Origin of the sequence: Marinobacter sp. MIT930201, from assembly GCF_047122665.1 — a bacterium.
Taxonomy (GTDB): domain Bacteria; phylum Pseudomonadota; class Gammaproteobacteria; order Pseudomonadales; family Oleiphilaceae; genus Marinobacter; species Marinobacter salarius.
Genome location: NZ_CP138916.1, coordinates 3,015,395 through 3,032,898, shown reverse-complemented (window position 1 = coordinate 3,032,898; position 17,504 = coordinate 3,015,395). Strand labels below are relative to the sequence as shown.

The following is a 17,504-nucleotide window of genomic DNA, read 5'->3' as shown; positions in this document are numbered from 1 at the left end:
GTCAGGCCGGAGCGTTCTCTGGCTCTGCCACCTTGCAGCTGATCACGTGGGTACAGACCGACGGTACCACCAGCAACGTCAGTACCGTAGAGGCCAGCAGGCCCGAGATAATGGCCCAGGCCATTGGCGGCCACAAGGTGGAGCTGGAGAACGCCAACGGCAACAAACCCGCAACGGTGGTCGCAGTGGTCAGCAGGATGGGCCGTGTGCGCTGCTCCACCGCCTTACGAACCGCATCCCGAATGTCATCCCCCTTCTCCAACTGTCGATCCATCACATCCAGCAGTACGATCGCATTGTTCACCACTATTCCCACCAGGGCGATGACGCCCAGCAGCGACTGGAAACCAAACGGCGAGCCGGAGAACACCAACCCCGGGAAGATACCCACGGTGGCCAGTGGCACTGTCAGCAGGATGATGCCGACACGTCGGAAGGAATTGAACTGTATCAACAGGAAGAACAGCAACAGCAACACACCAATGGGCGCCGTGGTCAGCAAGGCGTTGTTGGCATCGCCGGAGCCCTCGGCATCACCACCCATGTCCAGCCGGGTACCCGGGGGCAAAGGATTTTCTGCAAGCCTTGCTTCCAGCCCTTCCAGAGCCTGACTGAAGCTGTAATCTGCTATCAGATTGGACCAGACGGTATTCATCCGGGTGCCATTGCGTTGGAACAGGGCCGCCGATTGCCAGGACGTTTCCACCGAGGCAATAGCGGAGAGAGGCACCGCGTCACCCTGATCGTTGTAGATATTCACCGACAACAAGCGTGGCAATGACAGGCTGGTGCCTTCCCGGGAGCGCAACACCAGGGGAATCGGATCTTCTTCCTGGCGATACTGTTCAGCCACCACACCAAAGCTCTGACCATAGAGGCTCTGGGCCACATCGGCACGGTTCAGGCCGTAGCGGGCCGCGCTGGCATCGTCCACATTGATGGCAATGCTCGGTACGCCGATATCCAGGTTGTGACGCACATCCACCGTGCCCTTAACGCTGCGTAACGCCGAGAACACCTGTTCCACGGCACGGGCGCGGGTGTCGTCGCTGGCATGATAAACCCGCACTTCCACCGGCGCTGCCCGTGGCGGCCCCTGCCCCAGTATTCCCGCCGTTAGCTGCAACTCCGGCATTTCGTGCCCGGCGTAGTCGCGAATCCACTGTACCAGGCCGGTGGTATCTTCCAGGGTGGGCGTTGATACCACGATTCGCCCGCGGTTCGGCGCCTGGGGCTCACGCTGCAGATTGTAATAGAAGCTGGGGCCGGTAAAGCCAACAAACCGATGCACCTCCAGGGCCTCTGGTCGGGAGCGGATCGCACGCTCAAGGTCGGCCGCCACACTGGACGTGCGCTCCTGATCCGTGCCTTCGGGCATGTAAAGCTCAACCACCACCTGGGGACGATCCGCGTTGGGGAAAAACTGCTGTTTCATGAATGGCGTGAGTGACAGGCTGAACACCACCAGCGCCGTACCCGCAAGGATCAAAGTGCCCGGACGCCTCGCCACCAGGGCGCCGAGAAAACGGGAAAGCCCAACCAGCTTGTCTTCGCGCGTGTCTGCCTTGCGGGGTTTCAGGAAGCGGGCCGCCAGCAGTGGTACGGCGGACACAGCCAGCAGGTAACTGACGGAGAGGGTGAGCATGATCATCACCGGCACACCACGGGTGAAATCCGCCGTCCCACCCTTGGACAGCAACAACGGCATGAACGCCGCAATGGTAGTACCCGTGGAGGCTCCCAACGGCCCCGCCAGCTCTTTCACAGATTGCTTCAGGGCGTCCAACCGTCGCATGCCGTCATCCAGGTATCCCTGAATGCTCTCGACAATCACAATGGCATTGTCGATCAGGATACCGAGGGAAATCACCATGCCGATGACAGCAATCTGGTGCAGTACACCTCCACCCAGGTCATAAAGTCCGATACTGATCAGCGCCACCATCGGCAGGATCGACGCCACCAGCAGCCCCATGCGGATGCCCATACCGGTGAACACCACGGCCACAATGATGATAACGGACATCACCAGGCTCCAGGCCAGGTTGTCGAGCCGCTCTTCCACCTTATCGGGCTGGAAGAACATCTCGCGGATTTCATAGGGAGCGAACTCGTCACGGATCGTCGATAGCCGTTCCCGCACACGTTCGCCAAACCGAATGGCGTCGGTACTGCCCTCCTCCATGATCATGGAAACCAGCACTACCCGTTCACCGTCGTACCAGGCTTCCGGTTGCCGGGGCTCCGCTGGGCCACGCCAGACTTCAGCAGCCGCGGCGAGGGGCACCTGGGAGCCGTCCGGCAGTTCAATGGGCGTCGCGCGAATGGCATCCACACTGGTGAATTCGCTGTTTGGCAACACCGACAGACGACGACCGTCGGCGATAACAAAACCGCCCGGCGTGGTCTGGTTGCGGCGCGCCAACGTGTCCAGCACGCGTGCGGGGGAAATGCCCAGCCGGTACATGGCTGCGTCGTCCAGCGCCAGGGTGATCTGTTCGTCCGCGTCACCCTCCAGTTCAATACGGGACACGCCGGAAATGTCCGCCAGATTCTGTTTCAGGCGCTCCGCCACGTCGCTCAGTTCGGTAACCGAACCAGAACCGCTGACCGCAAGAATAATGGCAGGAATATCAATCAGGCGGTCGTCCAGAACCATCTGGCCAACGTCATCCGGGAAATCCAGGCGCGCCCGGTCCATGGCCTGGCGGACACGGTCCCAGGCGGAATCGGTATCGTAGATGGTGTCGTTCAGGCGCACGTTGAAAATCGCCACACCGGTGCGGGCAGTGGCCTGGGTGTAATCAACCTCCTCCACCTGGCGCAACTCGTCCGACAATGGCTGCAGTACCAACCGCTCAACGGCTTCGGCGCTGGCGCCTGGGTAGTTGATGCTAATCAGACCGGCGCGATAGGGAAATGAAGGATCTTCCTGGCGCGGCATGGTGCTGTAGGCCGCAATCCCCAGGAGGCACAGCATGGTCACCACCATGCCCAGCAAGCGTTGAAAGTTCAGCAGGCGCAGTGACATCAGCGCACCTCCACGGAATCACCGTCGGAAATACGGGTCATGCCGGCAAAGACCACCTGATCACCAGCGCTAAGATCGGAGGCATCCACCACTACACGCTCACCGATAATCCGCTGCACCGTCACCGGCACACGGCGGGCAACGCCATCGGAAATGCGGAACACGCTGGCGCCTCCGTTGGATTTCATCACCGACAACAACGGCACCGTCGTGGCCACGGTTTCACGGGGCGTAATACCCACTTCCACCGGCTCCCCGGGTTCGAGGGTATCTGCCGGCAGGCTGACCAATACCGGATGGAGCTCGCCGCGAACACCGCCGGGCTGGGCAATTTCCACGATAGAGCCAGTGACCGACGCACGGTTACGATCCTGCACCGACCAGACCGGCAGCAGTTGCGACAGCGACACATGGTTGAGCATGTACGCCGGTACCCGCACTTCCACTTCGCGTCCCTCCGGGGACGACAGACGCATCACCGGCTGGCCGGAGGCCACAAACTCATCCCGCTCCACCAGCAAGGCTTCAACCCGGCCGTCGAACGGCGCCCTCAGTTCACTCTCTCGCAGTAAGCGTGTGGCCTCGGCAAGAGATGCTTCGGCCGTTGCCATACTGGCTTTCAGGCTGTCCCGCCGGGAAGCCAGTTGCTCAAGTCCCTGCTCCGAAACGACCCCGCGCTCGTGCAGTTGACGGGAGCGTTCCCATTCCCGTTTGGCCTGATCATATTGGGTTCTCAGTTCGTCCAGCCGGGCGGCTGCGGAATCCCGCGCCGGTTCCAGTGCAGGGTTATATACCCGCGCCAGCAGGTCACCGGTCTTGACGGTCTGCCCCAGTTCAACCGCGCGTTCTCGAAGGGTGCCGCTCACCTGGAACGTCAGCGTTGCCCGCTGGGCCGCCCGGACGATACCGGAAAAGCGCAGCGAAACGCCCTCCGTCTGGCCGCCCGTCACCTCGGCAGCACGCACTGTTACCGGGGCAGCACCCTGTTCAGGCGCCGGTTCACTGGATTTACAGGCGCTGACAAGGAGGCTTGCAGCGGCCAAGAGGGAAACGATGGCGGAGCGCCGGGCGATGTTCATTGAGAAGTCCTCTCTTCCATGGTCACGGTGTTTTTCATCATCCATCCGGTGGACAAAAGTTCATTATCAGACATAATGTCATTCTTTGACAATTTGTCAATAATCGGATTTCATCCCTAACCATGTATCATGAGATGGCAGTCTCCATTACCCGGAACCCCCTATGAGTGAGCCGTTAAAAACCCGTAGAGAGAAAGAGAAGCAGGCCAGGTACGACAGCATTCTGGATGCTGCGGAACTGGTGTTTTCGGAGAAGGGCTACGAGCGCACATCCATGGACGACATCGCGCGCACGGCCGCGCTCAGCCGTGCATTGCTGTACGTGTACTTCAAGGACAAGGCGGCGATCCAGCGCGGCATCATGCTTCGTGCCGGCCACAGCCTTTGCCGCCGCTTCGAGGAGGCTCGCCAGACGGCGGACACCGGGCTGGCTCAGATATCCGCCATGGGAGTGGCCTATTACAACTTCTACCGCGAGCAGCCGGATTACTTCTCCGCACTGACAACAGCCTCCACGGCGATGGTCGACGCAGATGACGAGCTGGCAGGCGAGATGTTTGGCTGCAAGGCAGAAACCATGGAGCTGATGGTCGGCGCGATACACCTGGGGCTGGAAGACGGCACCATGAACCGCGAGCGCATCCACAATCCGGTTGAAACCGCGCTCTACCTCCGTGGCGCCCTCCACGGCGTCATCATGCTATGTCAGAGCGAAATGACTGAGAGCGGCCTGGAAGACAACGTTTCTGCGGAATCACTGATCCGTCATACCATGGAGATGCTGACGTCCTCTATCTCGTCCTGAGAAAGGAGGACGATAACCGGATTAGAGCTGAAAATCGTAGATAGACCCAAGCCCAAGAATCCCGGTCAACTCATCCAGAGCCTTACGGACTTCGTCAAGCAGCATCGGGTCGCCCAGATCCTCCTGCGACAACTCCTCCCGGTAATGCGCCTCGACCCAGGTAGTCAGGCGTTCATACAGGGAGTCGGTTAGCAATACGCCGTGGTGCATGGCCTTGAGTTCGTCGTCGTTCAGCACCACCCGCAAACGCAAACATGCCGGGCCGCCACCGTTGCGCATGGACTGTTTGACGTCGAAAACCTCCACCGACGTAATCGGCCCCGAGTCGTTCACCAACTCGTCCAGATAGCGGCTGACCGACGCAATTTCACGGCATTCACCCGGCACCGCCAGCATCATGCCATCGGGCGTATTCAGCAACTGACTGTTGAACAGGTAGGAGGCCACAGCGTCCTCCAGCGGCACCTGCTCACTGGTGACACGCACGGCTTCCAGTTCTGCACCTGTCAGGCGCGAGCGGATATCAGCCAGCACGGTTTCTTCATCCAGAAACGCCAGCTCATGGTAGAACAGAGCGTTGCCATTACCGACGGCGATAACGTCGTTGTGGAACACCCCGGCATCAATCGCAGCGGGGTTCTGCTGGGCGAACACCACGTGGCTGTCTTTCAGGCCATGCAGGCGGGCGATGGCCTGGGAGGCCTCCAGTGTCTGGCGTGCGGGATACAGTTTCGGGGCCGGAGCCTGTTCGTTGAAGGCGATCTGGCCGTATACGAACAGTTCAACGCCCGGCTCACCATACCCGCCGCACAGACGGGTGTGGTTGGCGGCGCCTTCATCACCAAACTGGCTGACCGACGGCAGCGCCGGATGGTGGGCAAACCAGGCGTCGTCCGCGAAGATGGATTTCAGTGCCCGGCCGGTGACCACATGCTCAATAGAGCGATGGAACTTGGCGCTCAGGTTTGCCGGCGTAAAATGCACGCGGTGATCGGAGGTATCCGCACTCGGCGACACCGTAGCGGCGTTGGCCGTCCACATGGTAGACGCCGACGAGGCAGCAGCCAGGATGGACGGGCTCTGTTTGGCGGCCGCGCTGAGAACGTCGCGGTCCGAACCGGTAAACCCCAATGCCCGCAAGGTCGGAATATGCGGGCGTTCATGGGGTGGCAGAACACCCTGGACAAAACCGCGATCCGCCAGACGCTTCATTTTCGCCAGCCCCTGCAGGGCGGCCTCCTTCGGATTGGACATCGAGCGAACGTTGGACTTGGACGCCACATTGCCCCATGACAGCCCGGCATAGTTATGGGTAGGCCCTACCAGGCCATCGAAATTGGCTTCTACTGCGTGCTTGGCCATGACTCGTCTTCCGTCAGTCGAAATTTAACCCGGGTGCCAGGCTGTCCGGCACTTCGCTCTTCTTCGCCTCCAGCGAGGCCATCGGCCAGGCACAGTAATCGGCAGCGTAGTAGGCACTGGGGCGATGGTTGCCACTGGCCCCGACACCACCGAACGGCGCGGCACTGCTGGCGCCCGTCAACGGCCGGTTCCAGTTGACGATGCCCGCGCGCACTTCGTCCGTCAGTCGCTCGTAGAGTTTGTGGTCATCGGTCAGGATGCCCGCCGAGAGTCCATAGCGGGTGTTGTTCGCAAGCTCCAGGGCCTCATCAAAGCTCTTGTAGCGGTATACCGTCAGCAACGGGCCGAAGAATTCCTCATCCACCAGGTCCAGGCCGGTTGCGTCCACAATGCCCGGTGACAACAGGCCGGTGCCTTCCCGCAGACTCTGCATCTCCAGTAGCAGTTGCCCACCCTTCGTCACCAGGCTGTTCTGGGCCGCCAACAGCTTGTCGGCCGCTTCTTTTGAAATTACCGACCCCATGAACGGTTGCGGCTCCGCATCGAAATCGCCCACGGTGATGCGGCTGACCACTTCAACAAAGCGCTCCAGGAACTGGTCGCCCTTGGTACCCTTTGGTACCAGTAAACGACGTGCGCAGGTGCAACGCTGACCCGCCGACAGGAAGGCGGACTGGAGGGCGTGATGCACCGCGCCATCCAGGTCATGCACGTTCTGGACGATCAGCGGATTGTTGCCGCCCATCTCCAGCGCCAGGATCTTCTCGGGCTGACCACCAAACTGCTTGTGCAGCAGGTGCCCTACCGTGGAACTGCCGGTGAAGAACAACCCATCAACGCCCGGATGCGACGACAGGGATTTACCGGTCGGCATTGCCCCCTGCACAAGATTGATGACGCCGGAAGGAAGGCCGGCCTTTTCCCAAAGTTTCACGGTCAGCTCGGCGACACCGGGGGTCAGTTCACTGGGTTTGAACACCACGGTGTTGCCCGCCAGCAACGCCGGCACGATATGCCCGTTGGGCAGATGCCCGGGAAAATTATAGGGGCCGAACACCGCCACCACGCCATGGGGGCGATGCCGTAATACAGCATGGCCGCCAGCAACGTCGGATTCGGAGTGACCGGTGCGGTCGTGATAGGCGGCAACGGAGATTCCGATCTTGCCTATCATCGCTGCCACTTCGGTGCGGGATTCCCACAGGGGCTTTCCGGTTTCCGAGCCGATCTGGTGCGCCAGTTCTTCCTTGTGTTCCTCCAGCAGAGTGCCAAATTTTTCCACCAGGGCCTGGCGCTCACTGAACGGGCGCTTGCGCCAGTGGACAAACGCTGAGCGGGCTTCGCGCACGGCGGCGTCCACGTCTTCGATGCTGGCGCTGACGCCATCCCAGACCGTCTCTCCGGTGACCGGCTGGAGGGATTCGAAAAAGTCGCCATGGCCTTCCAGCCAGAGTCCATCAATAAAGAGTTGACCTGTCAGGTTTGCCATTGTCATTACCTCCTTCCGGTATCTTTCAAAGGGGCCAGCCGCACGAGGTCTCCGGATTCAACTTCCAGCGCTTCGGCCACATCGGCCGGAATGCTGACAGTATCGAGCCCTATGCACTCAGCCGGTATGGTCGTTACCCGAAAGTCTCGGAACGAGCGGTTGGATATCATTACCTGTTGCTCCGCCGGGACATCCATCACCAGCGGCTTCTTGCGGATCATAACGTGGCGGTTGATTCCCTCGCGCACGGTACGGATACTGTGAATGAAGGCCTCAACCGCCGGGCCGCCATCGAAGATGTCCACCATGCCATTGAAGTTAAAGCCTTCCGCCTGCAGCATTTTCAGCGCAGGCTCGGTGTTTTCATGCACACGGCCAATAACCGCCCGTGCAGCGTCCGGCAGCATGGGCAGATAAATGGGGTACTTGGGCATCAGCTCGGCAATGAACGATTTATTGCCAAGGCCTGACAGCATATCCGCCTCACTGAACTCCATATCGAAGAACTTGCTTCCAAGGGCATCCCACAGTGGGCTCTGGCCGTTGCTGTCGGACACCCCCCGCATCTCGGCGAAGACTTTCTCGGAGAAGTGCGAACGGAAGTCGTCCAGGAACATGAACCGGCAACGGGACAACAGCAGACCGGTGCCACCACCCCGATGGGAACTCGAAAGCAGCAGTGAGCAGACCTCGGTGGTACCGGTCATGTCATTGGACAGATGCAGCGTCGGGGTGCGCACATGCACGTCGAGCTCGCGGGAGGCATTCACCGTCACACTCAGCCGATAATTATAGAACACTTCATCCAGGCCCACTCGCGCCTGTATGCCGCTGATGCCCACACACCGTTTGAGCTCGGTATCCTCGAGAGCAAACAGGTACAAGCCAGCCTCAGGTGCGCAGCGCTGGTTGAAGGTTTCCTGCGCATGCTGGATCTTCCTTGCCAGCAGTGCCCTATCCGCGGGCAATGTCGTCAATCCCTTTCCGGCGCCCTGTGCCATGGCGTACAGGGCGTCGAGGTCGTTCTCCTGCAAGGGTCGGATTACCAGCATTCCGGCCTCCTGTCTGTGCTTGCTGTGCTTGCCCTGTTCATAATGGTGTCACCCGTACCGTGTCACCGGAGCTCAGGCCCAGGTATTCCCAGGTTTTCGGCGGCACTTTCACTTGGTCCTGCAGGCTCTCCGAGAGCGGGGTCAGCGTGCTGCGAAAATCCCCGCCCTCACCACCACAAATCAGGCATGTTTCGCCATCGTCAGTATGGGCGGCATGCAGGGTTTTCGGATGACTGGTCACAACAGACCTGAGCGCATCGGTGCGAGCTTCCAGTACCGGCCCGGCATCGAAGATATCGAGATAGCATCCAGCCCGGAACCCTTCACACTGAAGTAACTCGTACGTCGCCTGGGTTTGTGAGTGAGGTTGCCCAAGCGCATCCTGAGCGGCTTGGCTGAGCAGCGTGACGTAGATCGGGTTGGGCGGCATCAGTTCTGCAATAAAGGTTTTGCTCAACAACCCGGAATATTGGTCCGCGGTTTCAAAATCCATATTAAAGAAATGCCGCCCCAGACTGTCCCAGAACGGCACCTCCCCGTCTTCAGTCTGCACACCCTGGATCTCCACAACCACCTTATTCGTGAACAGCGAGCGATGGCTGGCGATAAACAGCATCCTGGCACGGGACAGCAGCTCGAAGGCGTCAGTACCACGCAGCTCCGGCCTGATGGCGAAGGAGCACAACAACGTGTGGTCGGTCAGCGCATGGGATGGGTACAGAACCTCCACCCGGCGCGAAACGCCCAGCTCATGGGAGGCATGGATAAGTGCGTCCTGACGGTAATTGTAGAACGGCTGCCCATTACCCGCCCGGGCATCGATACCCGATACGCCCTGCACCTTGCCTGTACGGGTGTCTTCCAGTACGAACAGGAACCGCTTGGGTTCGTCGGGTTTGTTTGTGCCGGCAAAGGAGCGGGTGGATTGATCAATCTTGGTGGACAGTGCGTCCTGTTTTTTGGGCAGGGTGGATGACATCCGGGGGCCCTGGCCCCCGGCGATGTCGAGTATGTCGTTCAGGTCACCCGGCTGAGCCGGACGTACCAGCCACATAGGCGGCTCCTGTCATCATGCTTGTGGTTACTGTCGCGGATTAACGTCTGCTACTGACCACAAACCTTTTTCACACCAGCTTCAAACCGCGCCAGCGCTTCATCAATATCAGGCTCTGGAATAATCAGTGATGGCGCCAGCCGCACGACATTCGGGCCGGCAATCAACACCATCACGCCTTCGTTCAGGCCGGCATTGAGAAACTCCTTCGCCTTGCCTTTCCACTCCTCCGTCAGTACACAGCCGAGCAGCAAGCCGGAGCCACGAACCTCGCTGAAGATGCCGTAGCGCTCACCAATGTCCATCATCCCCTTCCGCAGGCGCTCCGAACGCGCCGCAACGCCCTTGAGGATATCCGGCTGGCTCACCGTATCAATTACCCGCTGGGCAACAGCACACGCCAGGGCGTTGCCGCCATAAGTACTGCCATGGGTACCGATACCCAGGCTTTTCGCTACCTTCTCCGTGGTCAGCATGGCCGCCACCGGGAAGCCACCGCCAAGCCCCTTGGCCGTGGACAGGATATCCGGAGTTACGCCATACATCTGGTAGGCATAGAGGTGCCCGGTGCGGCCCACGCCGGACTGAACTTCATCGAACACCAACAAGGCATCGTTTTCGTCACAGAGCTGGCGCAGGCCCTTGAGGAATTCCGGATCGCCGGGCATGACGCCACCTTCGCCCTGAATAGGCTCTACCACCACCGCACAGGTCTTTTCCCTGGAGATCAGCTTCCGGACCGACTCAAGATCGTTGAAATCGGCGTGATGAATGCCTCCTGGCGCAGGCTCAAAACCTTCAAGGTACTTGGGCTGGCCACCCACGCTGACCGTAAACAGGGTGCGGCCGTGGAACGAGCTCTTGAAGGAGATGATTTCATTCTTTTCCGCGCCGAAATGTTCCCAGGCATAGCGACGGGCCAGCTTGAACGCGGCCTCATTGGCCTCGCCACCGGAATTGGCAAAGAACACACGCTCGGCAAAGGTCAGATCACACAGGGTCTTGGCCAACCGCAGGGCGGGCTCGTTGGTCATGACATTGGACAGGTGCCAGATTTTCTCGGCTTGCTCCATCAGCGCGCCCACAAGGCCGGGATGATTATGACCGAGGCAGGTCACCGCAATGCCACCCGCCAGGTCGATGTACTCCTTACCCTCCTGATCCCAAACGTGGGAGCCTTCACCCTTGACGGGAATCACAGACCCGGGTGCGTAGTTGGGGACCATTACCTCATCGAATAACTCACGGCTGACAGGTTCTCTGTTCATCGGTGTCTCTCAAACAAAACGTGAAAAGATACAGTTAATCATACGCCACTCAGGGCATGAGCACATCCGTTGCACTCACCATTCCTTCCCGGCCGGTTTACTGCATACAAGACTCACTGACACTTAGGGGGCCACCGGAACGCAAGTGCTATCGTCGCTAAACAATCGGGCTACGCTAAACAGACGCTGGCTTTCATTCAAGACTACAAATGACGGCATCAATGCTGAAAGCGTATTCAGTTTCGTTTCAGTAGCGTCATTTAACATACCCCAAGGCGTGAAACGCAAGAGCTTGCATATGATCCAATGAACGAACTGTTAACCTAGTGATTTGAGCTCTCCGTTTTTCAGTTAAGCCAGCAAAGACAGGAGCAAAGCATGAGCTTGAAAAATCAGGGTACGCGGCTGTCCAGAAGGCGACTTATCCAAAGCGCGGCTGCAATGGGTTTTCTTGCCGGCTACGACAGCCTTTTGCCTGCGTTTGCAAGAGGCAAACTCGATAACTCTAACGCACACCACACCGTGCGTAATGGCGCTGACATCTACGACCTGACCGTCGCGAGAACACCTCTCAAGATAGGGGGCAGAGTCTCGGAACAGCCCATCACCATCAACGGCACTCTGCCGGCGCCTCTGGTGCGCCTCAAGCAGGGGCGCGAGGCAATCTTGCGTGTCACCAATACGCTACCGGAGGCAACATCCATTCACTGGCATGGTCTGATTCTGCCGTACCAGATGGATGGCGTTCCTGGCGTCAGCTTTCCCGGCATCATGCCCGGCGAAACGTTTGAGTACCGTTTTCCGGTCGAACAGCACGGCACCTACTGGTACCACAGCCACTCTGGCCTTCAGGAACAGCTGGGCCATTATGGGCCGATTATCATTGATCCTGCCGAGCCGGAATCGGTGGCCTACGATCGCGAATACGTTGTGGTCCTCTCCGACTGGACCTTTGATTCTCCCGACGACGTATTCCGCAATCTGAAAGTGGCGGAGGGCTACTACAACTACAACCAGCGCACCGTTGGCGACTTCTTCAAAGATGTCGAAACCATGGGCTGGGATGCCGCGTGGAGCAAAGCCGGCATGTGGGGCAGAATGCGAATGAGTCCCCGGGATATCCTGGATGTAACCGGTTCTGAATATACCTACCTGATGAACGGGTCGCCTTCCGCCAGCAACTGGACCGGGCTGTTCCGTCCCGGCGAGAAAATTCGCCTGAGATTCATCAACGCCTCGGCGATGACCTTCTTCGATGTCCGTATCCCGGGACTCCCGATGACTGTTATTTCCGCTGACGGCCAGCCAGTGCAGCCCGTAGAAACGGATGAATTTCGCATTGGCGTGGCGGAAACCTACGACGTGATCGTACAGCCAACCGACACGGCCCATACCGTGTTTGCCCAGTCACAGGATAGGTCGGGGTATGTGCGCGGAACGTTGGCCACCCGCAAGGGAATAGAGGCGCCAGTGCCGCCCATGTATCCGCGAACCGAGCGCGGTATGGCCGCCATGGGCATGGGCGCGATGAGCATGGGCGCCATGGGCAAGGACGGCGATATGAACATGGACAGCGGCATGGACATGGGTGGCAAGATGGCGATGATGTCGGGCAGCAACGACAAAGCCCATGGCAAAATGATGATGGATGGCGCCGACTCGGGAATGAACAAGATGAGCTCGGACAAAGCAACGATGAATGAGGTCCCGACGGCGGGTCGGCCGATATCCCATGGCCCTGACAATCACGGTCCCGGGGCGGCCATGGTGGCTTCCAGCCCGCAGTCACGCCTGGATGACCCTGGTGTAGGTTTTGAAACAGCCAATCATCGGGTGCTGACTTATTCCCAGCTGCAGAGCATTGATGGCTGGCCCGACAAGCGCCCGGCCGAACGCGAAGTGGAACTGCACCTTACCGGCAATATGGAACGTTACATGTGGTCGTTCGACGGCAAAAAGTTCTCTGAAGTCGATGGCCCGGTCAAGTTCTACCATGGCGAGCGCCTGCGATTGATCCTCGTCAACGACTCAATGATGGATCACCCCATTCACCTGCATGGCATGTGGATGGAACTGGAAACCGGTGCGGGTGAGTATCGTCCACGCAAACACACGATTTCCGTCAAACCCGGCGAGCGTGTATCCGCGCTGATTACGGCGGATGCACCGGGTGACTGGGCTTTCCATTGCCACCTGCTGTACCACATGGACGCAGGCATGTTTCGTGTCGTGTCGGTCGTTTAACGGGATAGGGGATGAGCATTATGATGAATCGCATCAAGTGGATTGTGGGCGCCTCAGCCCTCACGATTGCCTCAGGAGCCGGCGCCGCCGGTACTGGCGTTCAGGCCGAACCGGACTGGACACTGCCAATACACGACAACCAGGTGTTTGGCCAGGTTCTGTTTGACCGGCTGGAATACCAGCGTGACGGCAACAACGAAATGGCCCTGTGGGATGCCCAGGGATGGATTGGCAAAGATCGCAATCGGCTATGGGTCGAAACGGAAGGTGAGACCGATCTATCCAGCGACAGCGGCGACATCGAAAATTTTGATGTGCAGTACAGCTATCGCTTTGATCGCTTCTGGGATTTACAGACAGGATTGGGTGCCCAGACAACGTTTGGCCCCAGCCCTAATAAGGAACGCTATTCTGCCATCGTTGGATTGCAGGGACTTGCCCCGTACTGGTTTGAGGTAGACACCAACTTCAGAGTGACCGACGACGGTGACGTGTCATACGATCTTGAAGCCGAGTACGACTGGCTGCTGACCCAAAGGCTCATTTTGCAGGGCCGCGGCGAAACGCTCGTCGCCTTCAGCGATGTCGAGGAATGGGGCGTCGGTAGTGGCATCAACAATGTGGGCCTGGGGCTCCGCCTGAGATACCACTTTTCGAGGGAGTTTGCACCCTACGTGGGTGTTTCTTACACCCGCTTTCTCGGCAATACAAAGGACCTTCGTGAGCGCGAGGGAGAAGACGTCGAATCCTCCAGCTTCGTGGCAGGCGTCCGGTGGTGGTTTTAACACCATAAAGCCCTATAGAAAAAGCTGGCCCCGGGGTGCGGGCCAGCTGATACCCTCCTCCCAACCCGAACTGACCTTCGGATCGCCCGTTTAACAGAAATTCAACCTTTTTAGCCTGTTGACACTTTTCCCGGTCATTAACACTAATTATTGACTTAATCATGAACAATCCGTAAATTCTCATTTGCAATTGTAAATCATTGCTATTTATATCTTCAAATACGAATGATTGCGGAGAAACACATGTTTAAACCTTCCCAACTATCACTGGCTATGGCGATCAGCCTTGCCCCGGGCATGAGCTGGGCCGCCGGCGATGACCAGCCCCAGATGCTTGAACCTATGGAAATCATTGGCGATGCGTCTGCAGCCCAAACTCTGCCGGGGTCAGGCTATGTAGTTGGCGATCAGCAGTTGAAAACCGAGGTTGAGGCCGACATCAGCCAGGTATTGAAAACCGTCCCGGGCGTGTATGTACGGGAAGAGGAAGGTCAGGGCCTGCGCCCTAACATTGGCATTCGCGGTGCCACCGCCGAGCGCAGCAGCAATGTCACACTGATGGAAGATGGCGTACTGACCGCGCCGGCACCCTACTCCAATCCGGCCGCCTATTATTTCCCGACGCTGAAGCGCATGTCCTCGCTGGAAGTACTCAAGGGTGCGCCGCTGCTGCGCTATGGCCCGCAAACCACCGGCGGTGTGATCAACCTGATCTCCACACCCATTCCCGACGAGCAGAAGGGCTACGTCGAAGCCGTCACCAACGAGCGCGGCTCCACCGACGTTCATGCAACCTATGGCGACACGAACGGTGACTGGGGTTACCTGTTTGAAACGGTCCAGCGCTCAGCGCAAGGCTTCAAGGACATTGACCGAAGTAACCGCAACAGTGGCTTCGACATCAGTGATTATGTCGGCAAGCTACGCTGGCAGGGAGATCGCCAGAGCGTGACCGCCAAGCTGCAATACTCCGAAGAAACCTCCAACTCCAGTTACCTCGGCCTGACCGATGCGGACTTCAGCCAGGATCCCAACCGGCGCTACGGGCTGTCCAGTCCCGACCAGATGGATAACACCCACTCCGGTGTCAGCCTGACTCATCAGTTTGAGTGGAGCGACAATGTCAGCAGCACCACGACTCTCTACCGCAACGATTTTAAGCGCAACTGGTACAAGCTCAGTGGCGGCGGAAACATCATCGACGCGGCAAACGCCGGAGACGCCAATGCCCAGGGTATTCTCGACGGTACCGTTGACACCAGCGGCCTGAATTACAAGAACAACGCCAGGGAGTACGTCTCCCAGGGCGTGCAGACAAACTTCGATGTAACCATTGGCAACCACGAATTCGACTTCGGCGCCCGCGCCCACGAAGATGAAATGGATCGCTTCCAGCCGGTGGATGTGTACGACCAGGTCAATGGCTCCCTGGTGTTCCAGAACAGCGTGGCCCCAACGGGCAGCAACAACCGCTTCGAGACCGGCGAAGCCCTGAGCTTCTGGGCACTCGACAAATGGCAGGCGACGGACAAGCTCAGCATTAATCTGGCCCTGCGCTACGAGGATGTGCAGACCAGTCGCACCCAATACGCGGATCCCGGCCGCACAACCATCGACAGCACCCGCGCCAATGACAGCGCTGAACTCCTGCCCGGCGCTTCCTTTACCTACGACCTGACCCAAAGCTGGCAGGTTCTGGGCGGCGTGCACCGAGGTTTCTCCCCTCTCGGGGGTGGTGCCAGGGCAAACGAAGAACCGGAAACCAGCAAGAACTGGGAAGCTGGCGTCCGCTACTTTGGCAATGCGTTCTTCGCGGAAGTGATCGGCTTCTACAGCGACTTTTCCAACAAGGCCGAAAACTGCTCCGTGGGCTCGCCGTGCAGCAATGGCGCCACCTCTGGCAGCTTTATAACCGGCGAGGCTGAAATTGCCGGTGCGGAATTCCAGCTCCAGACCGGCACCCGGGCGGGCGATTTCTACCTTCCGGTCAGCCTTACCTACACCTTTACCCAGGCGGAGATCAGCAAGGACAATGCCGCCTCTGGCCTGAGAAAAGGTGAGCAGCTCAAGGACGTACCTGAAAACCAGATGAGCTTCCGCACAGGCATGGAGCACCCGAGTGGCTGGGACAACTACCTTGTGGCCACCTACGTCGATGAGATGTGCGTCAGCGCGGGATGCAACAACACCGCGACGAAACTGGACGAGACCGAGTCCCTGGTCCTGGTCGATTTCATCAGCCGCTACGCACTGACCGCCAGTGCCGATGTCTTCCTGAAAGTGGACAATCTGTTCGATGAGCAGCAAATTGTTTCACGCTTGCCTGATGGTGCCATGGCAAACCTGCCTCGCACTGCCTCACTGGGGGTAAGTGTCAATTTCTGATGAGTGAACGGAGGTTGCTGAAAATCCGGCTTCCACTCCTCGGGAGCCGGATTTTTGGGGCACTCCGATAATCCCTTTTTCACACTCAGGCGCCACTTCGCCTGAGAACTTCGCGCCATTGATGATCTGGACCGCAGCGTCGCCAACCTCGGAAGAGCCAACCTGGACAACGCTAATAACCGGCTTTTCAGATCCTGATTCCTTCGTTACTGTTACAATCCATAGCGGACGAGCGAAACTTTCCCACCACGAAAAACGGCGCTTACAAATGAAAATTCTGATTGTTGAAGACAATGCTGTACTTGCCAAAAAAATATCGGACTGGCTTGCGCAGGCGCACTACACAGTAGATATCGCCAAAACCGGCAAAGAAGCGGACTCGTTGATTGAAACAAGCTCCTACCAGGCCGTTATTCTCGATATCGGACTGCCCGATGAAAATGGACTTTCTTTAATGCAAAGATGGAGAAAAAACGGGAAAAAAGAGGCCATCCTTATTCTGACCGCACGCTCCAACTGGACTGAGAGAGTAGAAGGGTTGAATGCGGGAGCTGATGATTACCTTCCCAAACCGTTTGAGTTTGATGAACTGAAAGCCCGGCTCAGTGCGATTATCCGAAGAAAGGACGGCAGAACGACAGACCAGATCAGTGTTGACGGATTCAGTCTCAACGCCACCTACCGAACGTTTACCACGCCCGACCAGAAAGAGTTCAGACTGACAGCTACGGAATTCCGCCTTTTACAGTGTTTCCTCCGTTCACCGGACCGAGTGTTTTCCCAGGACGAACTGGTTGAATCCCTCTACAACATAGAAAGATGCCCCACCAGAAATGTCGTTCAGGTTTACATAACCCGGCTTAGAAAAATAATAGGGGTCAATAAAATAAAAACATTGCGTGGCCAGGGCTACTACTTCGAAAAAGATCCTAACCGCTGAACGCCCGAGT

Annotated in this window: 12 protein-coding genes; 5 read left to right on the top strand and 7 right to left on the bottom strand. The window is 58.3% G+C overall.

Annotated elements, in window-relative coordinates:
* Position 1: 1 nt before the first annotated feature.
* Together SIC19_RS13790 and SIC19_RS13785 are read right to left on the bottom strand one after the other, a co-directional pair.
* Complete coding sequence (locus SIC19_RS13790; protein ID WP_127401868.1) at positions 2 to 3,031, bottom strand: efflux RND transporter permease subunit; 3,030 nt, start codon at positions 3,029 to 3,031, stop codon at positions 2 to 4.
* Positions 3,031 to 4,110: an efflux RND transporter periplasmic adaptor subunit gene (locus SIC19_RS13785; protein WP_127401869.1), complete on the bottom strand. Its 1,080-nt coding sequence runs from the start codon at positions 4,108 to 4,110 to the stop codon at positions 3,031 to 3,033. The genes SIC19_RS13790 and SIC19_RS13785 overlap by 1 nt, the downstream gene beginning before the upstream one ends.
* Positions 4,111 to 4,273: 163 nt before the next feature.
* Between SIC19_RS13785 and SIC19_RS13780 the strand changes: the two genes are divergently transcribed.
* A complete protein-coding gene (locus SIC19_RS13780) occupies positions 4,274 to 4,915 on the top strand; it encodes a TetR/AcrR family transcriptional regulator (protein ID WP_036208701.1) in 642 nt (213 codons plus the stop codon).
* A 21-nt stretch (positions 4,916 to 4,936) separates the two neighbouring features.
* Here the strand turns inward: SIC19_RS13780 and astB are convergent, their stop codons facing one another.
* From astB to SIC19_RS13755, 5 genes are read right to left on the bottom strand one after another with little or no spacing between them, the layout of a single operon-like run.
* Positions 4,937 to 6,277: an N-succinylarginine dihydrolase gene (astB, locus tag SIC19_RS13775; protein WP_127401870.1), complete on the bottom strand. Its 1,341-nt coding sequence runs from the start codon at positions 6,275 to 6,277 to the stop codon at positions 4,937 to 4,939.
* 13 nt (positions 6,278 to 6,290) lie between these two features.
* Positions 6,291 to 7,766, bottom strand: coding sequence for a succinylglutamate-semialdehyde dehydrogenase (astD, locus tag SIC19_RS13770; RefSeq protein ID WP_127401871.1), 1,476 nt, complete (start codon positions 7,764 to 7,766; stop codon positions 6,291 to 6,293).
* Positions 7,767 to 7,771: 5 nt separating this feature from the next.
* Positions 7,772 to 8,818: an arginine N-succinyltransferase gene (gene astA / locus SIC19_RS13765; RefSeq protein WP_127401872.1), complete on the bottom strand. Its 1,047-nt coding sequence runs from the start codon at positions 8,816 to 8,818 to the stop codon at positions 7,772 to 7,774.
* 37 nt (positions 8,819 to 8,855) lie between these two features.
* Entirely contained in the window at positions 8,856 to 9,872 is a 1,017-nt protein-coding gene (locus tag SIC19_RS13760; RefSeq protein ID WP_127401873.1) for an arginine N-succinyltransferase, read from the bottom strand.
* Positions 9,873 to 9,922: 50 nt separating this feature from the next.
* Positions 9,923 to 11,140, bottom strand: coding sequence for an aspartate aminotransferase family protein (locus SIC19_RS13755; RefSeq protein WP_127401874.1), 1,218 nt, complete (start codon positions 11,138 to 11,140; stop codon positions 9,923 to 9,925).
* A 378-nt stretch (positions 11,141 to 11,518) separates the two neighbouring features.
* On the opposite strand from SIC19_RS13755, the gene SIC19_RS13750 reads away from it, so the two are divergent.
* From SIC19_RS13750 to SIC19_RS13735, 4 genes are all read left to right on the top strand, one after another.
* Complete coding sequence (locus tag SIC19_RS13750; RefSeq protein WP_127401875.1) at positions 11,519 to 13,384, top strand: copper resistance system multicopper oxidase; 1,866 nt, start codon at positions 11,519 to 11,521, stop codon at positions 13,382 to 13,384.
* An 11-nt stretch (positions 13,385 to 13,395) separates the two neighbouring features.
* Positions 13,396 to 14,169 (top strand): copper resistance protein B, encoded by a 774-nt coding sequence (locus SIC19_RS13745; protein ID WP_221886055.1) that lies wholly within the window; start codon positions 13,396 to 13,398, stop codon positions 14,167 to 14,169.
* 243 nt (positions 14,170 to 14,412) lie between these two features.
* A complete protein-coding gene (locus SIC19_RS13740; protein WP_075194351.1) occupies positions 14,413 to 16,554 on the top strand; it encodes a TonB-dependent receptor family protein in 2,142 nt (713 codons plus the stop codon).
* Positions 16,555 to 16,822: 268 nt separating this feature from the next.
* On the top strand, positions 16,823 to 17,494 hold the full coding sequence (locus tag SIC19_RS13735; protein WP_036208683.1) for a response regulator transcription factor: 672 nt from the start codon (positions 16,823 to 16,825) through the stop codon (positions 17,492 to 17,494).
* Positions 17,495 to 17,504 lie beyond the last annotated feature (10 nt).